The sequence below is a fragment of the Sphingobacterium sp. JUb56 genome (assembly GCF_014191365.1).
Taxonomy (GTDB): domain Bacteria; phylum Bacteroidota; class Bacteroidia; order Sphingobacteriales; family Sphingobacteriaceae; genus Sphingobacterium; species Sphingobacterium anhuiense.
Genome location: NZ_JACHWL010000001.1, coordinates 2,108,303 through 2,131,461, shown reverse-complemented (window position 1 = coordinate 2,131,461; position 23,159 = coordinate 2,108,303). Strand labels below are relative to the sequence as shown.

13 protein-coding genes are annotated in these 23,159 nt (G+C 40.5%); 6 read left to right on the top strand and 7 right to left on the bottom strand.

Going from position 1 to position 23,159, the window contains the following annotated elements:
* Window positions 1–28: 28 nt before the first annotated feature.
* From FHR29_RS08820 to FHR29_RS08795, 6 genes are all read left to right on the top strand, one after another.
* Window positions 29–1,612 (top strand): glycoside hydrolase 43 family protein, encoded by a 1,584-nt coding sequence (locus FHR29_RS08820; protein WP_183913894.1) that lies wholly within the window; start codon window positions 29–31, stop codon window positions 1,610–1,612.
* Between the two features lie 413 nt (window positions 1,613–2,025).
* The gene (locus FHR29_RS08815) at window positions 2,026–3,438 is read left to right on the top strand and encodes an MFS transporter (protein ID WP_183913892.1); all 1,413 of its coding nucleotides are present in this window, start codon (window positions 2,026–2,028) and stop codon (window positions 3,436–3,438) included.
* 10 nt (window positions 3,439–3,448) lie between these two features.
* Window positions 3,449–4,603, top strand: coding sequence for an endo-1,4-beta-xylanase (locus FHR29_RS08810; RefSeq protein WP_183913890.1), 1,155 nt, complete (start codon window positions 3,449–3,451; stop codon window positions 4,601–4,603).
* Window positions 4,604–4,615: 12 nt separating this feature from the next.
* A complete protein-coding gene (locus tag FHR29_RS08805) occupies window positions 4,616–5,587 on the top strand; it encodes a glycoside hydrolase family 43 protein (protein WP_183913888.1) in 972 nt (323 codons plus the stop codon).
* Window positions 5,588–5,638: 51 nt separating this feature from the next.
* The gene (locus FHR29_RS08800) at window positions 5,639–7,678 is read left to right on the top strand and encodes an alpha-glucuronidase (protein ID WP_183913886.1); all 2,040 of its coding nucleotides are present in this window, start codon (window positions 5,639–5,641) and stop codon (window positions 7,676–7,678) included.
* Window positions 7,679–7,814: 136 nt separating this feature from the next.
* Complete coding sequence (locus FHR29_RS08795; RefSeq protein WP_183913884.1) at window positions 7,815–9,572, top strand: glycoside hydrolase family 43 protein; 1,758 nt, start codon at window positions 7,815–7,817, stop codon at window positions 9,570–9,572.
* Between the two features lie 103 nt (window positions 9,573–9,675).
* On the opposite strand, the gene FHR29_RS08790 is transcribed toward FHR29_RS08795, so the two are convergent.
* From FHR29_RS08790 to FHR29_RS08760, 7 genes are all read right to left on the bottom strand, one after another.
* Window positions 9,676–10,509, bottom strand: coding sequence for a sialate O-acetylesterase (locus tag FHR29_RS08790; RefSeq protein ID WP_183913882.1), 834 nt, complete (start codon window positions 10,507–10,509; stop codon window positions 9,676–9,678).
* 68 nt (window positions 10,510–10,577) lie between these two features.
* On the bottom strand, window positions 10,578–12,287 hold the full coding sequence (locus tag FHR29_RS08785) for an endo-1,4-beta-xylanase (protein WP_183913880.1): 1,710 nt from the start codon (window positions 12,285–12,287) through the stop codon (window positions 10,578–10,580).
* Between the two features lie 4 nt (window positions 12,288–12,291).
* Window positions 12,292–13,326, bottom strand: coding sequence for a DUF5627 domain-containing protein (locus FHR29_RS08780; protein WP_183913878.1), 1,035 nt, complete (start codon window positions 13,324–13,326; stop codon window positions 12,292–12,294).
* 21 nt (window positions 13,327–13,347) lie between these two features.
* Window positions 13,348–15,117 (bottom strand): RagB/SusD family nutrient uptake outer membrane protein, encoded by a 1,770-nt coding sequence (locus FHR29_RS08775; RefSeq protein WP_183913876.1) that lies wholly within the window; start codon window positions 15,115–15,117, stop codon window positions 13,348–13,350.
* A 23-nt stretch (window positions 15,118–15,140) separates the two neighbouring features.
* Window positions 15,141–18,008, bottom strand: coding sequence for a SusC/RagA family TonB-linked outer membrane protein (locus FHR29_RS08770; RefSeq protein WP_183913874.1), 2,868 nt, complete (start codon window positions 18,006–18,008; stop codon window positions 15,141–15,143).
* A gap of 36 nt (window positions 18,009–18,044) precedes the next feature.
* The gene (locus tag FHR29_RS08765) at window positions 18,045–19,961 is read right to left on the bottom strand and encodes a RagB/SusD family nutrient uptake outer membrane protein (protein WP_260291986.1); all 1,917 of its coding nucleotides are present in this window, start codon (window positions 19,959–19,961) and stop codon (window positions 18,045–18,047) included.
* Window positions 19,962–19,966: 5 nt separating this feature from the next.
* Window positions 19,967–23,137: a SusC/RagA family TonB-linked outer membrane protein gene (locus tag FHR29_RS08760; protein ID WP_221197827.1), complete on the bottom strand. Its 3,171-nt coding sequence runs from the start codon at window positions 23,135–23,137 to the stop codon at window positions 19,967–19,969.
* Window positions 23,138–23,159 lie beyond the last annotated feature (22 nt).

Below are 23,159 nucleotides of genomic sequence, written 5' to 3'. Positions count from 1 at the left end.
AGATAAACCTAAAAAATAGATAAGTATTATGAAAATTCATGTAACAGGTATATACAGATCATCGTATTGGGTTTTACTTTTGTTTTTATTTATAAATCCAATTTATGGACAGCAAAAGGATCAGAAAGCAAAAAATCCGATCATCTTTGCCGATGTTCCGGATCTGTCGATGATCCGTGTAGGTGATACTTATTATATGAGCAGTACGACCATGCATATGAACCCGGGCTTGCCGCTCATGAAATCCAAAGACTTAGTTAACTGGGAAATGATCGATTATGGACATCATACTCTTGCTGCTATTGATGAGCTGAATCTGGATCATAACCAAAGTACGTATGGTCGGGGATCATGGGCAAGTAGTTTACGCTTTCATCAAGGAACCTATTATGTCAGCACATTTGCACAGACTACGGGCAAGACTTATATCTATTCGACTCAGGATATCGAAAAAGGACCTTGGGAGCGAAAGGAGTTTAAGCCTGCTTTGCATGACCATAGCCTATTTTTTGAAGGGGATAAAATCTATATGATATGGGGTGGCGGTAAGATCAATATGGTTGAACTGCTGCCCGATTTATCTGGAATAAAACCCGAGACGCAACGGGTATTAATTGAAAACGCAACGTTACCGACTACACCTGTGGGTGCGCAAGGTGGCCTTCCGGCCGAAGGCTCTCAATTTTTTAAAGTAAATGGCAAATACTATCTGTTTAACATTTCCTGGCCTCCAGGTGGGATGCGGTCTGTGATTGTGCACCGAGCCGATAAAATAGATGGACCATATGAGGGGCGGGTGGTTTTGCAGGATCAAGGTGTAGCGCAGGGGGGATTGATTGATATGCCAAATGGTGCCTGGTATGCTTATCTTTTTCAGGATTATGGTGCTGTTGGAAGGATCCCATATCTTGTTCCTGTTACGTGGAAAGCGGGCTGGCCGGTACTGGGTGTGGATGGTAAAGTACCCGAAGTACTGGATCTTCCAGCCAGCAGGGGATTGATCCCGCATCTCGTTAATTCGGATGATTTTGACCGTAAAGCGGGAGAACCGGATTTACCGCTGGTATGGCAATGGAACCACAATCCTGTTGCGCAGTTATGGTCTGTAAGTGAAAATAAAGGAAACCTGAGGTTAAAGACTGGACGTGTAGATCCGCATTTTTTGCAGGCAAGAAACACCTTGACACAGCGCACCTTTGGTCCCACTTGTGAGGGTGAGACTGCAATCGATGTTTCTGCTATGAAAGATGGCGATTTTGCAGGTTTATCTTTACTGCAGCAAAACTTTGGCTTGCTAGGCATACGCATGGAAGGCGGTCAACATTTTTTAGTGAACAGCAATGCTAAGAAAGGAATCGAAGAAGAGCTGGTACGTATCCCGTTGGATCAGCAGAAAGTTTACCTAAAGGTGAAATGTGATTTTACCAATAAAAGAGATGTTGCTACTTTTTTCTATAGCCTGAATGGTGAAAAATGGGAACCCATAGGAACGGAATTTAAAATGACCTATACCATACCACATTTTATGGGCTATCGATTCGGATTATTTAATTATGCGACTAAAAATGTGGGTGGATTTGTGGATTTTGACTATTTCCACATCCGGCCCTAATTTTTTAACGGTCTTAGGACTTTACGGATTTTATAGCTGTATGTCCTTGCTTTATAAAATAAGCGATTCATCAATCCCCTACGTTATAAGACGTAGGGGATTGATTTTTTAGTGGACATCTGTTCAAAATGTAGGGATGAAACCTACACCATCTAAATTTTTAGTAAAGGGGGTTGTTTTTCCAAAAAACTTTCTTTTTAGCCATTTTCGGCCACCATTTAAACATTTTTATCTATTAATAACACATATGTATCATGTGCTAAATCGTCGTACTTGTAATTTTACAATTGTCATCATGAACTTGTGATACTGAACACATCGATAATCTTAAACATTATTGGTGGACCTAAAAAATATCAGGTATGCTTCAGCAGCTGCATGATGCATAAAAACCAATTATTTACAAGACAAAAATGAAAACTGAAACGCAAACTACAGGCGAGCAGAAAGGTTTCTATAAACTTTCGTCGTTGCAACGAATAGGATTTGGATCAGGTGATCTGGCGCAAAACCTGATTTACCAAACGGTATCCATGTATCTGCTTATTTTTTACACGAATGTATTTGGGATATCTGCAACAGCGGCGGGAATTATGTTTCTCGTGGTTCGTGTTATTGACGTGATATGGGATCCAATTGTGGGTGCATTTGTTGATAAAAAGAATCCTAAAATGGGAAAATACCGGTCTTATTTAATTCTAGGCGGTATCCCATTAACTGGATTTGCCATACTCTGTTTTTGGAATGGATTTTCTGGATCATTACTCTATGCCTATATAACCTATGTTGGATTATCTATGATTTATACCTTGATCAATGTACCGTATGGCGCACTAAATGCATCGCTGACGCGCGATACGGATGAAGTAACAAAACTGACGTCGACCCGTATGTTTATGGCGAATATGGGTGGCCTGGCAGTAGGATATGGGGTACCTATACTGGTTCAATATCTTTCGCCAAATGGAAAGATCAATTCTCCCGAATCTGCGCAAGCTTGGTTTATTACAATGACGCTCTATGCTATCGCGGGCTTATTGTTATTGGTTTTCTGTTATACGCAAACTAAGGAACGTGTTGTCATGGATGTGAAAGAAACCGAAAATGTAAAAGTTTCGGACCTGTGGACTGCATTTAAACATAATGGACCTTTGCGCATATTGGCATTCTTCTTTATCACTGCATTTGCCATGATGGCGATCGGAAATGCTGCGGGCTCATATTATATGATCTATAATGTCCAAGCACCAGAAATGCTTCCTTATTTTATGGCATTAGGATCTATTCCAGCCTTTATTTTTATGCCACTGGTGCCTGCGATAAAGCGTGCGATAGGTAAAAAGCAACTGTTTTATGTGTTCTTAACAATCGCCATATTAGGAATGATCATGCTTTATATTATTTCTGTCATACCCGCTTTAAGGAGTCAGGTTTGGTTGGTGTTAGTGGCACAATTTATTAAATCCACAGGCATCATAGTAGCTACAGGATATATGTGGGCATTGGTACCCGAAGTGATTTCCTATGGCGAGCATGCGACAGGAAAACGGATTTCAGGTATCGTGAATGCTTTGACCGGTATTTTTTATAAAGCAGGTATGGCCCTGGGGGGCGTCGTACCAGGTCTCGTGCTTGCATATGTCGGTTTTGATAAAGACAATACCGTTACGCAATCGTCTTTTGCCGAGCAGGGTATCCTTTGGTTGGTGGTTGTTATACCTGCTATTTTATTACTGGTAGCCATGTTCATTATTTCAAAATATGAATTGGACGATGCGGTGATCGATAAAATAAATCATGAAATAGAATCAAGACACAAGAATTAAATCGTTAAAAATGAATAAAGTAAAGATCGTTTTTTTTGCAGGCATCGCTACATTGGGTTTGGCATGCACCTCGACTAAATCACAACAGGTAACGGGTGATCGAACCATTGAAGACCAAGTTATATTGAAGCATGCTTTCAAGGATAAATTTTATATCGGTACAGCTTTGAATCTGGAACAAATATGGGAACGCAATGCCGCCGCTATTTCGGTGGTAAAAGCTCAATTTAATTCCATCGTGGCCGAAAACTGTATGAAAAGTATGTACCTGCAACCCCGGGAAGGGGAGTTTAATTTTAAAGATGCAGATCGTTTTGTCGCATTGGGAGAGCAGCATGGCATGCATATCATCGGGCATACCTTAATGTGGCATTCGCAGACGCCAACCTGGTTCTTTATCGATGATAAAGGGAAGGATGTCTCGCGTGAAGTGTTGATTGAAAGGATGCGCAAGCATATCCATACCGTGGTTGGACGCTATAAAGGACGTGTTCATGGCTGGGATGTGGTCAATGAGGCTGTGCTGGATAATGGTGAACTGCGGAAAAGTAAGTTTTACAATATCATCGGTAAAGATTTTATTAAGCTTGCTTTTCAATTTGCGCAAGAGGCAGATCCTAATGCCGAATTCTACTACAATGATTACTCAACAGCTATTCCTGCTAAACGAAATGGAATTATGAAGCTGGTAAAAGAGGTGCTAGATTCGGGCATCCGTGTTGATGCTATTGGCATGCAAGAACATAATGGATTAGATAATCCTGCCCTAAGTGAAGTGGAAAAGTCAATTGTCGATTTTGCTAGTTTAGGGACAAAAGTGATGGTGACGGAAATGGATATTTCTGTATTGCCTCATGTAAATCCCAATATGGGAGCAGAAATCAGTGAAACGTATCAGTATAAAAATGAATTAAATCCATATAAAGAAGGTTTGCCGGATGCTATAGCGAAAGCTTTAGCTAGCCGTTACAAGGATTTTTTTAAATTATATCTAAAACATGACGATAAAATAACGCGTGTAACGGTGTGGGGGGTAGGTGATGGTGATTCGTGGAAAAATGGATGGCCAGTTCCCGGACGGACGGACTATCCTTTGTTATTTGACCGGGAGTATAAACCTAAACCTTTTGTCAAGGATTTAATTGAATTAGCAAAACAAAAATAACCCTATAATTTTATGAATAAAGGACGATATTTAGTACCCAATGATTTTATGGCTGATCCGTCGGCACATGTTTTTGAGAATAAAATTTACATATATCCTTCGCATGATTGGGAAAGTGGTATTTTGGAAAATGATCATGGTGATCATTTTGATATGAAAGATTACCATGTTTTTTCTATGGATGATATAGATGCCGAGGCGGTCGATCATGGCAAAGTACTGGACGTAGCAGACATTCCGTGGGGTGGAAGACAGCTCTGGGATTCGGATGTGGCGACAAAAAATGGTAAATATTATCTTTATTTTTCATTAAAAGACCAGACCGATGTCTTTAGGCTTGGAGTAGCGGTAAGTGATACGCCATATGGTCCTTTTATTCCGGAGGAGAATCCGATCAAAGGAAGTTATAGTATAGATCCCTGTGCTTTTCAAGATGATGATGGTAGCCATTATCTGTATTTCGGGGGAATATGGGGCGGGCAGCTTCAATATTACAGAAATAACAAAATGACTTATCCCATGGATTTGCCGCACTGGCATGATCTGGCGCTATGTCCAAAAGTTGTAAAACTAACGGAGGATATGTTGCAATTTGATGAAGAACCAAAAGATCTTGTTATTTTGGATCAAGAAGGTAACCCTCTTAAACAGGGAGATCTAGACCGCCGTTTTTTTGAGGCTTCCTGGATGCATAAATTTGGCGACAAGTATTATTTCTCTTATTCTACCGGTGATACGCATTTATTGTGTTATGCAATCGGGGCTAATCCTTATGGTCCATTTACCTATCAAGGTGTGATTCTGACTCCGGTGGTTGGTTGGACCACTCACCATAGTATACTGCAATTTAAAGAGAAATGGTATTTGTTTTATCATGACTGTGTGCCCTCTGGCGGTAAAACATGGCTGCGGAGTATGAAAGTAGTCGAGCTGGAATATGATGAAAAGGGATTAATCAAGACGATGGATGGGCAAGAATGCTGAACTTGAGGAACTTTTGTAGCCTAACCAATTATAAACCTGATTTTTAATCTTATGATGAAAATAAGTTGTTTTCTTTTGCTTTTTATTTTCCCTTTTTCTCGTATTCAGGCGGAGGACGGAAGTAAGCTATGGCTCAGGTATGTTCCTGTCTCTAAAGAAATAGCTCAAAGTAGATCCATCACGGTTGCTGCTGAAAACCCAATTGCGGTACGTGCACAACAAGAATTAATTACTTTTTGGAGGGGACAGTCCATTGGATTAGAACTAGATAAAAAATTGCCGTATTTAAAAGATGGTTTTAAAATAACAGGTCATCGAGATCGGATCAAGGTGACCGCACATGAGCCCGCCGGTTTATTATATGCAGCTTACCATCTGTTGCAATTACAGGAAACGGATCAACAGGTTTTAAATTTGAATGTGGAAGAAATACCATCATTTGATATCCGTATGCTCAATCATTGGGACAATCTTGATCGCACGATTGAACGTGGTTATGCCGGATATTCGTTGTGGAAATGGGATGAATTGCCAGGTGTCATATCTCCTCGATATGAAGAGTATGCACGAGCTAATGCTTCTATTGGTATCAATGCTGTTGTTATTAACAATGTAAATGCCTCTCCTCAAATTTTGAGTTCGGAATATGTGATTAAATTAAAAAGTCTGGCTGATATCTTTAGAAGATATGGAATCAAAGTTTATTTATCTGTGAATTTTTCTTCACCGAAGGTGTTAGGAGGAACTTCTGATTCAGACCCTCTAAATCCGGAGGTCATTTTATGGTGGAAGAATAAAGTCAAAGAGATTTACAGTGTTATTCCTGATTTCGGCGGTTTTTTGGTGAAAGCGAATTCGGAGGGCCAACCTGGTCCTCAGGATTATGGCAGAACGCACGCTGAGGGGGCAAATATGCTTGCCGCTATTTTAAAACCGTATCAGGGTTTTGTGATGTGGCGGGCATTTGTTTACAATCCTACGACCGAAGATCGTGCCAAGCAGGCCTATCAGGAATTTGTGCCACTCGACGGTTCCTTTAGCGATAATGTGATTATTCAAATCAAGAATGGACCGATCGATTTTCAGCCTCGTGAACCTTTTAATCCGCTCTTTGGTGCACTTAAAAAAAGTCATGAAATGGTTGAATTTCAGATCACGCAAGAGTATCTGGGATTTTCGAATCATTTGGTTTATTTAGCGCCTTTATTTAAAGAAACATTAGCTAGTGAAACCTATGCGTATGGAGCGGGAAGTACAGTCGCCAGATTAACGGATGGTACCTTACGGCCTGCGCGAAAGACAGCAATTGCAGCGGTGGCGAATATTGGCGATGATACCAATTGGACAGGTCACCACTTTGCACAGGCGAATTGGTATGCCTATGGAAGACTTGCGTGGAATCATCATCTCGCGTCTGAACAAATTGCGGAAGAATGGATCGCAATGACATTTTCGAAAGATAAGCAGTTTATAGCTGCTGTGAAAGAAATTATGATGACTTCACGGGAAGCTGCTGTAAATTATATGATGCCACTCGGGCTGCATCATATCTTTGCTTTCGACCATCATTATGGACCGGAACCGTGGGGCGATCAAAAAGGTGGACGTCCCGATTGGATGCCTTGGTATTATCATCAAGCAGATACAATAGGTGTAGGGTTTGATCGGACAGCAAGAGGGAGCAACGCAATCTCACAATACAGTCCTCATGTCGCGAACATATATGGTGATATCCTGCTATGTCCAGATCATTATTTACTTTGGTTTCATCATGTGCCGTGGAATTATACGATGAAAAGCGGCTTATCCTTGTGGGATGAATTATGCTATCAATATGATCTCGGGGTAAAGCAGGTACGCGACATGCAAAAAGTATGGGATAGATTGGAAAATCAGGTCGATCAGCAACGTTTTGCTGAAGTGCAATCGAAACTGAAGATTCAAGCTAAAGATGCGGTATGGTGGAAAGATGCCTGTCTCCTTTATTTTCAAACATATTCCAAAAGACCTATACCTTATGATATCGAAAGACCTGTATATGAATTGGAGGATTTGAAGAAAATCAAGCTGAATATGAAACATCATAATTAACGTCTTATTGCGCATAGCGGTAAGTGTTAGTAAGGGAAATGATCGGTTTTCTATGTTGAATGGACGATAACCTGTTTTACTTATGATGAATTAAAAAATTATTGAAAACATAAATAACAAAGATAAGATGCAAATCATGCAACAGAAAAAACATATAAAATTAGGATTATTGTCCTGCCTATTTGCCTTTACTGGACTCTCATTCTGTCAGACAATGCGCGCAGATGAGAGAAAAGAGCCGGTCGGAAAAGTGGTAGGGCAGCCCTTGTACAGTAATTTTAAATACACCGGCAACGATGCTTTCTATAGTGAAAATCCAATTGTGCCAGGTCAATTTTACAGCACCATTTTACAGGGATGCTATCCTGATCCCAGTATCACCAGAAAGGGAGATGATTATTATTTAGTCGCTTCTTCATTTGTGATGTTTCCTGGCGTTCCTATTTTTCATTCCAAAGATATGGTCAACTGGAAGCAGATCGGCCATGTGCTAAACCGCGAGTCGCAGCTACAAGTTGGTACTGCAGGTATCAGTGAGGGGGTATATGCGCCGGATATTATGTATAATCCAAATAATGACACCTTTTATATGATCACAACGCAATTTGCTTCGGGGATCGGTAATATGGTTGTTAAAACTAAAGACCCGAAAGCAAACAATTGGTCTGATCCGATTAAATTACAGTTTGATGGAATTGATCCGGCTTTATTTTTTGATGATAATGGCAAAGCATATGTGGTGCATAATGATGCTCCGGATAAGGGGAAAGAATTATACACAGGCCATCGGGTGATCAAGATCTGGGAATACGATGTCGCGACTGATCAGGTGATCCCGGGCACGAGTAAGATCATCGTTGATGGAGGAGTAGATCTAGCCAAGCAACCTATTTGGATTGAAGCACCGCATATTTACAAGAAAAATGGACAATATTATTTGATGTGCGCTGAAGGGGGAACGGGAGGGAATCACAGTGAGGTTATTTTTTCGAGCAGTCATCCAATGGGGCCTTATACTCCTGCGAAAAATAATCCGATTCTTTCACAGCGTCATCTCCCTGCAGATAGACCCAATAAAGTGGATTGGGCAGGTCATGCAGATCTAGTTCAAACTGCTGATGGGGAATGGTACGGTGTATTCTTAGCGGTTAGACCAAATGAAAAGAATCGGGTCAACACCGGTCGGGAAACATTTGTGCTGCCCGTTGACTGGTCTGGTGAATGGCCGATTTTTAAAGGTGGAATGGAGCCCCTTAAAGCATTGGTGCATACACCAAAAGGGATTGAAAGCAGTAAAGATAAATCCGGATTTTTCCCCAATGGAAATTTCACCTTTAACGACAAATTAAATGAAAAAACGTTGGATGAGCGGTGGATAGCTTTGCGGGGACCTCGTGAAAAGTTCTTAGTGGGTGAAAAGAAGGGATTGGCAATCAAACCTTTTGCTGTTACTGTTCAGGAAAAAAAACCAATTTCGGCACTGTTTTACAGACAGCAGCACATCGCATTTGCAGCGGAGGTAGAAATGGATTATACTCCAGGTTCTGAAAAGGACTTTGCCGGTATTACCTGTTTACAAAGTGAAAAATTCAACTATGTATTGGGTGTTACAAAATCCAATAATGAATATTACATCCAACTCGAACGGACTGAAAATGGCATAACAAAAGTAATTGCGCAACAGAAGCTCATTAGATCGGGTAAAATGAAATTGCGTGTTAGCGCCACAGGCGATGATTATACATTTTCGTATGCGTTAGATGGAAGTTCTTTTCAGCATCTGGGCGGAACGGTATCTGGCGATATTCTGTCAACGGATGTTGCAGGCGGATTTACAGGAGCGATGATTGGACTTTATGCAACATCTGCATATGCAACACCGGTAGAAAAATAGCGTGACGGTCTTTATTGCTATGCTTATCAAGGAAATTCGAATATGTATTTTCCCTGATAAGCATATTTTTTAGCTTAATTTAAAGCTTTTGTATTCCTATTGATTAAGGTTTTAAACCCAGCATGACCTGCACATAATTAATCCCCAGCTTTCTATAGCCTGCAACGCTAAAATGCAGGCCATCTGCCACACCTTCACAATCTTTTGAAGAGACAATATGCGCATTTTTGAGGGTTTGGGGTAACGTGTGAATGATGGTATTCATGCTTGCACATCTGCCGCCTTGATCTGCCGCTAATAATTCACCAGCTAGGAGTGGAGTTTTTTCTTCCTGCAATGCTAGATCTTTCAATAGGTTGTGATATACTTGACTGACCTTGTTAGGCCAATCTTGGTCTCCCGTATTTGATTCGCCCTGATGCAGTAAGATGCCTTTGATGACTCCACTTTGCTGCGCGATCTTTCCCATTTCAACTAATCTATCGTAGGGATTATTGTCGTACGCAGCTAACATACCCTTCATCCAGTTAGGGGCTTTTTCTACATAATTTGTTACGCTATCCCTATCAAATAATTGGATATGGCAACCACCAATGGAGACATTTATGATTCCAATACGGATGCTATCGGGTAGATTTTCAGCTAAGGTTTTACCAAAATAATCTGCTGGTGTAAGACCTGTATTGCATCGGGTGATAGGAGGTTTGGCGAGATACCATTCTCCTTTTTTACGATTGAGATCCGGGCAGTCAACCGCTTGAAGTGAATAGAAACGGTGATTGACTAAGGTATCTTGATCTTCAAATTTGCTATGTCCTTCCATGTTAGATTGACCAAAACATAAATAGATATGAAAGTTTTTGTCTTGTGCATAACCAAGCGTGCAAAAAAACAAAAACAGTAAAAGAAATTTAAATTTTAAGGTGCGTTTTTTCATAGTTTTAATTTATCCTATTTTTTTTTAGAGAGGGAAATCTTCCCTCTCTTTTATTCTATACTTGCTTATTATTTTTGCTTTTGAAGTGCTTCTGCTACCGCTTGATATGCGGGTTTCCGAACAAAGGATTCTGTCCATATTCCAATCGGTTCTCCTCTTCTCCAATAAGAATTTTCGCGATCAGGACTGTCCAAAGGACTCCAAATGGTGATTCCATATTGCTGCGCTTTTGGGATAATTTCAAAGAATTTTTCAATGACAAATTTGTACATATCTGCTTGTTGCTGATACATTGCCGCTGTTGCATTGGCTGTTTTAATGTTGTCGCCAAGACCGATATCAAGCTCAGATACTTTGATCATTTTACCTGTTGCGGCGAGTAATTTGTACATATTGACGATCTGATCTTTATTGGCAGTGCTATTGATGTGCATCTGCGTACCGATGCCATCTACCTTGGCGCCTTTACTTTCAATATAATTGACGTAGGCAATTAAACCTTTACATTTATTACCACCACCTTCCAGACCATAATCGTTTATAAAAAGGATATCATTGGGATTTCCATATTTACGAGCAAATTGAATGGCTTTTACCGCATAGTCTTTACCCAGATAGTCTTGCCAATAAAATTCGTCCTCCGCCAAGTCGGTTTTGCCAATTCCAGTTTTCAGGGCGTACTGATCCGGCCAATCGGACATGGGCTCATTGACCACATCCCAAGCTTTGACATCATCTTTGGTTACAGACATCATCCCTGAAATAAAAGTTTCCAAGGCATCAGTAAGTATGGCTTTTTTCTCCTCAGGTGTTTTTTCAATAACAGTTCCGCCAGTTCCGCCATATCCTTCACCTTCGACGGACTGCGAACGGGTTGAATTATTGCCCCATCCAAACCAACCACTTATACCACTTTCAAAATTTCCACCGGCGATGATATCTGCATTAGTGCCCACCTTTTTTAAGGAGACATCGTCTATAAAAATTGTTCCGGCATATTGTCCAAAATTGATGATAAATCGATTACGAACGGCAGTGGTCGTTAATTTAAGTTCGTATTCTTTATATTCAGTGGTGAGTGCAATAGATCCAAAGCTATCACCTGTATAATTGGATGTAGCTTGGAGATCAATGCCAATACTACCTGCCTTACTACCTTTTGCTGCAATTTTTAAAATGTATTCGGTATTTGTTTCAATACCGGCAATATCATATGCTGTCTGTGCTTCCCAGGCGTTTACAACTGATGGATTTGTCATCTTTAGTGCATAGCCCGAAAGTGATGGGACATTGATGCCTCCTGGTACTGGTACTGAGCCAGGGGGCAGTAGTACTGGTGCAATCAGACTATTTAAGTAAACGGCATTCTGCCCTGAATGCCAAGTAAGTGTATGCCCAAAAAGCGCCATGTTATTTTCTTGTGCAGCTTTGATCACACGTTCCAGTTTACTTAAGTTCAGTGTTCCATCGGCTTGTACAATAGAAGCATGTTTCATTTCGTATCCCATGACCATTTCTTCAAAGTTGCGATTTGCTAAACGGTACATCACACCTTTATTGAGGTAATCGTCCATATTGAGTGCTACCCCCCATTTGAAATTTGGATGCGCATTTTTATCGATGTAGGAGATCAATGGGCTATAGGTATCAATATTTTCTTGTGCAATAATACTTTCAGGCTTTTCTGTCCCATATTGGAGTATTTCATGTTTTGCGCAGGAACAGAATAGGAGACCAGCTATGAGGCCAACACCTATCTTTGTATGTAATCTTTTCATATTTTTATGGTTTTATTGCGACCGTAAAAGTTTCCATTTTAACACCTCGGTCACGCATGACTAAGGTATCTTTTGTACTCACATTCATCTTTTGCATATCGATTTGATAATCGAGATACAAGACATCACGATCGGTATTTCCCCAACTATTTTTATCACCCTTTTTTACAAAGTTGCCTTTTCCTGATGCTGTGACCCCAGTAGTAGCAGAGCTGATGAGACAATTGTTATTATTGTCAAAAGATAGCATCAGATTACAGTTGATATTTGTGCCGTCAACATCCTTAAATGTTAATGGAAGTATTGTGTTTTTCAAAGACGCTGTCGTCAGGCTTTTTACCTCATCTTTTTCGACGTATGCATTTCTTCTATTTTGAGTTTGGCTGAGGGCATTATTTCCATTTTTACCAACGATGACATCGCGGCCGCGACGGAGGTAATTGCCTTGCCAGGTATTGATATATTTGATAGCGTAGAAGATGTAATCTTTAGGAGCAGTGTCCCAATCATCAGCTACTGCTTTTCGGCGTAAGCTTCCTGCTTTTGGAATTCCGGATAGGATAGAGTCTGCATTCATGACATGGTCTAAACGGATCGGAAGTACATAATGGGTGGTGATAGCTTTAGGGTCAGCAAAGAAATCATCGGTCAGCTGTATTTCCACGCCACCTGTCAAGCTGCCTTTTGGTATCATTATTTTATTGGATGCTAGTGTATAATAATTACTCGGCAAAGGAGTGACAGCTGCACCTGTTGAATTGAATATGATGTTGCTTGTCATCGCGTTGTCTACTGTGAAATCAATGGTGATGTCTTTTTTATTATCGTAAACACCACCTGTTGTAGCCATTACTTTGACTTTACCTTCATTATCTAATGCTGTATCAAATAGGTCTTCACCCATAGTAATAGTCCTTACAGGATATTGATAGGCGAAGTATACGGTCTGATATTTAAAGTCTGGAAATTCCCAGTCCTGATTTTTACAGGAGGTAAATAGGAATACAAGTACAATGGAAAATATATGTAATTTTTTCATCTGATTATTTTTAAAAATGTTTTACCACCCCATGTTTTGTTCAAGGTTACTGTATTTTAGGATTTCACTGTAGGGAATAGGACCGTATTGCATATAAGGTTCGTACACCCGGTTTTCAACATTGAAAATCGTATAGCTATTATTTTGAATACTGACACCGCGGGCCGCTTCAGTGAGATTTTTATTCCATCTTCTGATATCCCAAAAACGAAAACCTTCAAAACATAATTCTAACCTTCTTTCATTTCTGATGAGCTCGCGCATCAGCTCTTTATTGTTTTTGACCTGATTGAGGTAAGGATCTCCATTGGTTGTCCCCACACCGGCACGTGTCCGGATTGCTTTAATGATATCGTAAGCCGAAAATGATTGTGTCCCCGTACCCGTAGGTCCCCAAGCTTCATTGGCCGCTTCGGCATACGCAAGATATATCTCCGTCATACGCAATCGCGGTGTGATGTGATATTGCCCTGATGTAGAGGAAGGGTTGAGATTGACGTCCTGACGTAAAAGTTTGCGTAAATAATATCCTGTTCGGGTGGAAGTTTCTACTTTATTTAACCCATCATTGGTTGGACTGTTGACAGTTGTATTGATTGCCGTATTATTAACTCCGGCAGTACCGCCATTGACTAAAATATACTGTTTAAGCCTAGGGTCACGATTTTCGTAAGGGGCTTGAGCATTGAATCCACTATTTGCAATATCGGACACTGGATAACCGTTGGCCATTGGAAACGCGTCGACCAGATTTTGGGAGGGATTAATCCGCCCACGTCCAAACAATGTAGGAGGGAATTGTTCCGCTTCCAAATTTGATGAAGGATCACCACGGTCTACACGCCATAATACTTCCGAGGTATTGCGTCCTTCGTTCATGGCATTCACGCTATTTTGCTGATAAAATAATGCGCCTTGAGGGTCTATACCAGATACACCTCCTTTTTGCTGGATGACTAGACCTGCATAGTTTGCGGCATCAGCCCATGTCGTGCTGTTGCCATTTGAAAATGCAGGACTAGCGGCCATAAGTGCAGCTTTGGCTTTGATGGCTTGTGCTATCCTTTTTGTCATTCGTAACCGGAAATGTGTACCGAACACACGATTATAATCATCCATTTTGATGGCTAATGCTTGATATTTTGCAGGAACCTGACTATCTGATGAAATATCTTCATAGTCTAAGGGTAATAAGTCCTCGGCCTTTTGAATATCAGCATAAATTTGTTGCATACAGGCTTCAAAAGTGGCCCTTTTATGATTGAAATCAGATGTTAATACCTCATGCTCAAGTATGATGGGGACGCCCATAAGTTCGCCACTGCTCGTTTTCCCGGCATGGGATTGAAGCAGATGAAACATAAATAAGGCGCGGAGACCGTATGCTTCACCTTTCATCCGATCATTGAACATAGCCGTGACCTGCTCTGTAGAGGCCCAACTGACTTTATCCGTTAGTGCTAAGAAGTTGTTGATATACTGTATTGCTGATTTGCTATTCCGCCATTGATCAAACGGATTGTTGATGGCAGTCCATTGCCCGGTAGCTATTTTTTGATAATCGTTAATTCTTTCATTAGTAACGGCATCGTCTGTGGCCACATCGTTAAATGACCAACTGTTTGTAGGTACTCTTGTATAACCATTTAATAATAATCCCTGTGCGTACAAAGGCCTATCGTATGCGGTCTCAATATCTAATATATTTTCGATAGCAGGCTCAAACATATCTTCACAGGACGTGAGTGAGAGGGCAGAGGCAATGCTGAATATGAATATTATTTTTTTCATGTCAATTATTTTTCATTGATAATTTAGAATAGGGCCTTTACACCAAAATTGAAAAATCTTGTTCTTGGTGTACCACCTACGTTGAGTTGCATCGTTTCTTTTTCTTTAGAAAGGGTCATCAAGTTGAAGCCATTTGTATAGATACCAAGTTCTTTAACAATACCTTTTCCTAGAATACTTGTTGGAAAATCATAGGAGATCTGAACCTTGGAGAGGTCAAATCGATTGGTTTTATACATCCAGAAATCTGAACTTCGGAAATTGTTGTCGCTGTTGCCAGTTGTTAAACGTGGATATGTGGCAGTTTCTTTATTTTCTTCCGTCCAACGACCACGTGCTATAATGGAGTATTTATCTTCGCCCTTCATCCAGAAATAAGAGCTGTTTTTCATTTCATATGCACCGTATCTTGCAGTTGCAACAGCAAATAATGTTACATTTTTCCATTTAGCAGTGATATTAAAACCCAGTGAAAATGGAGCTCCTGCCCAACCGGCTTTACCTAAATAAACTTCGTCGCGTGTATCAATAATACCGTCGCCATTTTGATCCTTATACTTAATATCTCCAGGTTTAACTTCTCCAAAAGCGGTTAAAGGTGCTTGGTCTATTTCTGTTTGGTCTCGGTAAAATCCGTCATTTTGAAGTCCCCAGATCGCATCTAAAGGTTTATTAGCACGGTTTTGATATGCACTTTCAAACAATTCATCGCGTTTTACTGCTTTCGTGTCATAATAAAGACCCGTTACTCCTAATGAAAGAAAACTATTGTTAAATGTTTTATTGATATTTAATCCAAAATCTATCCCCTGACGCTCATCTACATTATAATTTATAAATGGTAATTCTGAGTAGGTCGGCCAATAGGACATAAAGTACATCGGATACAGTGTATTTGGCTGTACCAGCATCCCATGCATCTGGTTGTAAAAATAAGAAGCATTAAATGTCACCAAGTTATTGTATAGGCCGGCTTCTATGCCAAAGGTGATCTCCCTACGTTGTGGATAGCGCATATCCATATTTTCACCTCTGAAACGATCAAAAGTGTGTACCAGTTGGCCATCACTCCAACTGTACCATGCCGCATTATTATAGGTGTAATATCCTTTATATAAATAATAATCCTCTATATCGAGGTCGGTATTGATAATACCAGCAGATGCCTTTAATTTTAAGTTGTTAAAAACAGTGTTGTCCTTCATGAATTCTTCTTCACTTATGCGCCATGCCATCGATAAAGTTGGTGAAATGGCTTTACGTTTGGCTTCTGGTAATTTAGCAGAATGTGGCAAAGCAGCACTGAAATCGACATAGTATTTATTTTCAAAATGGTATCCGAGCTGCAAACCTAGGTTAGCATTGCTTTGCTTGTGATAAGCCTCAGACTGTCCAATCTGAAATGCATTGGCCAATACGATTGCAGACACATGATGTTGCTCGTTAAATGTACGTGCATAGTTTAATTGCGCTGTAAAACCTAAAGTTTGTCTGTATGCACTTCCGCCTATATTCTGTACTCCCGAAATACGGTCGTCACCATATTTGGTAAGACTACTGATGAGATCGGTACCATTATAGTTGTTCCAGTTGGCTTGGTATACGGCATAATTATTATTATACGATTGATTATACTGATTTTGATAATCAATAGCCATTGCCGTATTAAATGTTAAACCTTCCAGTACATCATTTAGATTAAAATTCAACCCCGTATTAAACTGAAATTGTCGGTTTAAGTGTCTATTACTTCCGCCTGCATAGATATTGGCAAATGCGTTTGTCTGATCCAATTGACTACCGCCTAATAAGTATTTGTCATCTACAAGAAAGTTACTGTTGTTGACAAAAATTAAGGAGTTTTCGTCGTTTTCTTCAATCATGCTGATCGGTACGAGTGGAGAAAAGCGGTGTGGTCTCCCTGTTGCGGCAGCAGCCCAATAATCTGCATTGACACCCTTGGAAGTATAGAAGCTCGCTGCTGCGTCTACATTTAATGAGATGACTTTGTTTAACTTTACATCAATATTGCCGCGCATATTAAAGCGATTGGAGCTGTTGTTGTCTACTGCCTCACCAAAGTTTAATAATGATCCCGCAGACCAAAATCCAAAATTGGTATAATATTGTGTCCGTTCGTTACCTCCGGAGACTTCTGCTGTGGCATCGTATCTATTGTAACTCTTTTTAATGTAGTCTGAAGAATAATAATCTACATTCGGGTAGCGATAAGGATTCTCTCCCGTGCTATGCTTATAAATATTCTCCTGTGTGTATAGATTAGGAAGTCCGTCGTTGCGTCTAGCTTCATTATAGAGGGTCATATATTCAGCAGAACCGAGATATTTAGGATAACTGATGGGGGTATTGATCCCTGCATTGGTACGAATGTTTATTTTTTGAGTACCTGCTTTTCCACGTTTGGTGGTCATATAGATAACACCCTTTGCTGCACGGCTACCATAAAGTGCAATCGCATTTGCATCTTTCAGTACGGAGATCTGATCAATTTCTGTAGGCATAACATTTTCGGCATCTCGAGGAAATCCATCCACTAACAGCAGATAACCTGAAGATCCCCATATGTTTCCATTATAGCCAGAAACAAGTGCATCGAGATTTTCGAGACTATAGGTTGTATAATTTTTTTCCATTAATTGAGCAAGATTAACCGCTTGGACTTCGCCCATGAGATTTTGCTTTTTGACTTTGCGAAAGGCCACTTGTATGAGCGCTGTAGTATCCGTTTGCAGGGTATCTTGTAATCCGAATCTTGCTGGTGATATTGGGGCATTGTTTTTATATGGAAATAAGCGAGATGCCGATGCGTCAAGCGTACCCAAACCGACCATACTCAGGCACAATGCTATTTTTAATTTTTTATATTTCATTGTCTCATAATTTTATGAATTGATCGCTCATTTGAGTTACCATCCAGGATTTTGTGAAAATTCAGGATACATACTGACATCAGATACTTTTAAGGGAAGCCAGTAATGCTTGCTTGTAAATTTTCGTTCTATTAATACTTTTTCTTTCATATTTACCACACGGTTTTGAGTAGGGTCAGCTGTATTAAAAGTCCCCGTTCTATCAAATTCAAGTGCAGTTTTTAGGGTGTATGGGCTTTCCGTAAGTAATAACCATCTTCTCAAATCATTGAAACGATGTCCTTCATAGGCAAGTTCAACTGCTCTTTCGCGGCGTAATTCACTCATAAAGGCATCGGAAGAAGCTAAGAATTTTGTGTTCACAGCATCGACTCCAGCACGTTTACGAATGATATTGACTGCTTCTACCGCAGTTTTATTATAATTTGTCGCTTTTCCATTAGCGGCATTATTTGCCATGGCTGCAGCTTCGGCATACATGAGGTAGACATCTGCTAGACGCATGTAGGGAACATAGATGTGCATATTCGATCCGTAGTCAAAAGCTCTGTCATAATCGTTTGTTGTTAAAGGAATAAATTTGCGCAGTGTATAACCCGTACGGCTACCATTCTGAATATTACGATAAGATCCATTGGTATAGAGTTGGGCGTATCGGTATTCATTTTCCGGTCTATCCTTGGGAGGTATGGTTCCTTTTATGACCTTAACGCCATCAAAGACGATATCATTGTAAAATCTTGGGTCACGTCCTTTCCAAGGGTATGCTGGATCATAACCGGACTCTGCGTCTGCTTGTGTGAAATCTTTAATCGGTAATCCGTTAGCCATTCCATAGTAATTGACATAATTGGCTGTCGGTACAAATTTCAGTGCATCGCCTTCGGTGATTAAGCTTGGCATGTACTGCTTACTGGTTCCATAATGGGTGTTGTTGCCCGCATTGTAAGGACCTCTAAAGATAGCTTCAGTACTTCCTGGGAGTGCCCAATTTTCACTTATTGTATAGAAATTAAGGTGATAATTTTCAAAGTCCACCAATTTATATGGAGCCTGTCCACTTTCGGTCAGTGATAACAATTCTCCAAAAGCTTCCGCTGCTTTTTTGCAGTAATCGGTTTGATAGGTGCGGCTACCGGTCACCGTAAAATTCATCAATGGACTACCCGCCCACAGGTAATTTTTACCTAGATAACCCAAAGCCATTATTTTATTGATGCGCAGCGCGTTTTTCCCCAGTGTCCGCTTTCCGGGATTGGTATCATCCCAATTGATGGGTAAAAGATTGGCAGCTTCACGAAAATCTGCAGCGGCCAAATCTGCACATTCATGGTAATTGAGACGTGGAAGTGTTAGTTTTTCATCACTTGGCAATACTTTATTAATATAGGGCATACCGCCGAAATATTCCATCAACCGATGGTGAAACCAACCTCTAAAGAAAAGCAATTGTCCTTTGATAAGATCCCGTTCTTCCTGAGTGGCTTCGGTCATTTTATCCATATTTTCAAGACCAATGCTAATTTTTCGAAGGCCGAACCAAGCAGCATTCCAAAGGTCTTTATTGATATTGCGATCGTTTCCTCCTATAAATTCCGTTGTAAAATCATTTTGTTCCATCCATCCTGCACCCCAGCCATCGTGCTGTGCCTGCCAGGCCCAAAAATTGCCATTATCGATTTTATGGATAAAGTGGTAATCGCCAGCGGTAGAGGTAATCTCGTCTTCGCCCCAGTTCCAGGAATTGGTCCAGTAGAGATTGCTGAAATTAACAATACAATGGTATAGCTCTTCAGTATAGCCTTGGAAATTATTGAAGTTTTTAAACGCTTCTTTTTCTGAAATAATAGATTGTTCTTCTTTGTCGAGGTACTTTTTACAAGAACTCATGTATGAAGAGGAAACTATAACACCAAAAGAAACAATAATTTTTAAATATTTTTTCATCATCATATCGATTAAAAAGTAATGTTCGCGCCTAGGTTAAAACGTTTGACGGTAGGGTAGGCGCCTTGTGAAGCCCATCCTGTACCTGCATAATTGGATTCTCGATCATCGGGCATTTTGGACCAGAATAAAAGGTTATGACCGTTGAGAAAGATGCGAATATGTTGAAATCCCATACGACGTATAAAATTGTTTTCAGCATTCAAGTTGTACGCAATCTCGGCAGTCTTTAATCGGATATAAGATCCATCGTACATAAAACGGCTCCCGGGCGTATAGTTACTCGGAGTAGCAAGCCAACGGGGTAAAGGTACATCTGCGTCTGTTTGCTCCTTGGACCAATAGGATCCTTCGTGATAAGCTAAATTGCGCTGTCTTTCAAAACTATTCAATACGACCTGACGGGTGACATTGTTGACACCATACCATTGTGTCATGATGCTGAAGTTTTTCCAGTCAAATCCGACCGTTAGGTTGTATGTGTTCTGAGGAGTAGAGGGGTAGGCATAGGGTATATTATCTTTGGAATCGATCAATCCATCGCCATTGTAATCCAGTATGTGATAGTTACCAGGTAGTTTATTCCCATCGTTATTATCATGTATGGTACTGGCATATAATTCATCCCAGGTATTGTAATATCCGCCACCGACATGTGTATAGGTTTGACTGATCTGCTTGTCATTGAGCTTTTGATAATCAGGAAGTAATTCGGGACTGTCTCCTTCTATCACTTTATCTTTGGCATGTGTAAAGTTCATATCAGCCCATAATCGCCAGTTTTGATTAATCGCTTTATTGACTTTTAACTCTACTTCATATCCCTTATTGGTCACGATGCCCAAGTTGGCTGCTGGTGCTGCGACACCGAAGTAGTCGGGTATTGCACGGTTATTTCCAGTGATCAACACATCGGTGCGCTTGTCGCTGAATACATTCACCTGACCAGAAATAATTCCTTTAAAAAATGAGAAATCGGTACCAAAGTTGAATTTTCTTACTTTTTCCCAACGTACATTCGGATTACCCAGTTCATTTTCTCTGTACCAAGTATAAGTACTGCGCTCTGGAGCCTCTCCAACAGTCCCCATATGAGACTGACCGCCATATGACCATTGTGTCAAGTACAGATAGCGCCCATTAACATTGTCATCTCCGATATCACCATAGGAAGCACGAAGTTTCAGCATGTCTATAAAGGAAATATTTTTCATGAAATTTTCTTCAGACAATAACCAGCCTATACCTCCAGAATTAAAAAATCCAAATCGGTAACCGCGGGCAAATTTTTCAGATCCGGTATAGGCTCCACTGTAATCAAGCATATACTTTCCTTTGTAATTGTAGGTGGTGCGAAATACCCAGTCTTCACGATAAAACGGCTGCATACTTCCTGTAGCATATTGATTTCGGTTGAATAGACCCATCGCTGTAATGTTATGATCGTTTGCTATTCGGGTTGCATAATCCAATTGCAACTGGTAGAACAGGCGTCTATAGGTCATTCCGTTATTTACTGCTCCCGATTGTTGAGCCCAGTTGATCCCTTCTACAAAGTCAAAACGGCTGCCATCTATATTTTGTCCGTAAACGGCTAGTCCTGTTTCTGGATCAATCCATTTACTTTGTACATTATTATACAGATCGTTAACTCCTCTTCCTGCCTCGACAAATGTATTATCGAGCGATATGCTTCCTCTCACTTTCAACCCATCGACAAACATTTTGAGATCTTGCTCTAATATAAAATCTGACGTTATTTTACTCGTAGTTGTCAGTTCTACTCCGGATGTTGCGAGTGCTTGTGCTGAGTTTATACCGACTTGTGAATCAGGTTTGTAAAATCCCCATGTGCCGTCGGAGTATCTTGGGTAAATGACGTCAGGAGGTACGGTATAGGCGGCGATCCAGTAACTGTAATCATTTCCGCCACCCCAAGGACTTTTTCTTCTTCCATGCGACCCTGCTAGATTTGCTGAAAATTTTGTGGTTGGCGTGAGCTGAAAATCTAAGTTAGACCGCATGTTTAACCGGTTAAAACCATAACCGGGTTTGTAACCGCGATTGTTATCATTTTCGCGAAACATATCGCCTTCGTATAAATAATCGGCACTGGCAAAGTATTTTACAAAATTTGTACCTCCTGCAATATTGAGGTTGCTATTTTGTGAGAAAGCATGTTTCTTGAATAGTTCCTCTGCCCAATTGGTGTTAACATACCGCTCTCTTTCTTCCAGATTCGCCGGGAAGCGGTATTTATTGATCAGATCTTGAGGTTGGTATGAAACCCAACTATTGGGAGAAAGTGCCAATTCGTTTTCGATGACACGATTGCGGAGTATCATGGCATCATATGAATCCATTTTCCCGGGCAATTGGGACACTGTTTTTATGATATTATTCACCGTACCTCTTACGGAAGCTTTTCCTTCTTTACCTCTTTTAGTGGTAATGAGAATGACTCCGTTGGCTCCACGTACACCGTATACGGCAGTAGCGGTTGCATCTTTTAATACGGATACGGTTTCAATCGAACTGATATCGACACTGCTCAAAGGACGTTCGACTCCATCTACCATGGTTAATGGATCGGTATTGTTCCAAGTGCTGCGTCCGCGAATCACAATCCGTGGATCTTCTTCTCCCGGCATCCCGGTACTTGCTGTCGTGACTACCCCAGGGACATTACCGGTCAAGGCCGCACCAACACTGGCTACACCGCCAGCTCTTTCTAAGACTTTCCCAGAGGTTTGTGTAACTGCTCCCACGACAGTTTCTTTTTTCTGGGTGCCGTAACCCACCACAACAATTTCGTCAATATCGATATTGGCACTGTTGAGTACGATCTGTAATTCATTTTTATTATTAATTTGGACTTCTGTTTTTAGGTATCCAACTTTGGTAATAACCAGGGTATTCCTGTTTTTGGGTACCTGAATAGTGAAAGAGCCATTTATATCTGTTGAAATTCCTGTTGTTCCTTCTTTGACTTTAACGGAAGCATTTTCTACTGCTTGTTGCTTTTGGTCAACGACTGTACCCCGGATTTGTCTTAGGTCTTGTGCATATAGCGGCGATGTTGTTGCAAGCAATAAGAGCAGAAGTGCTGAGGTATAGAGCAGGAAAATACCCCATAGTTTTTTCTCATACCAAATGAGTGTGATGGTATATTTAATCATCATAATAATTTTTACTGTTTAGTTA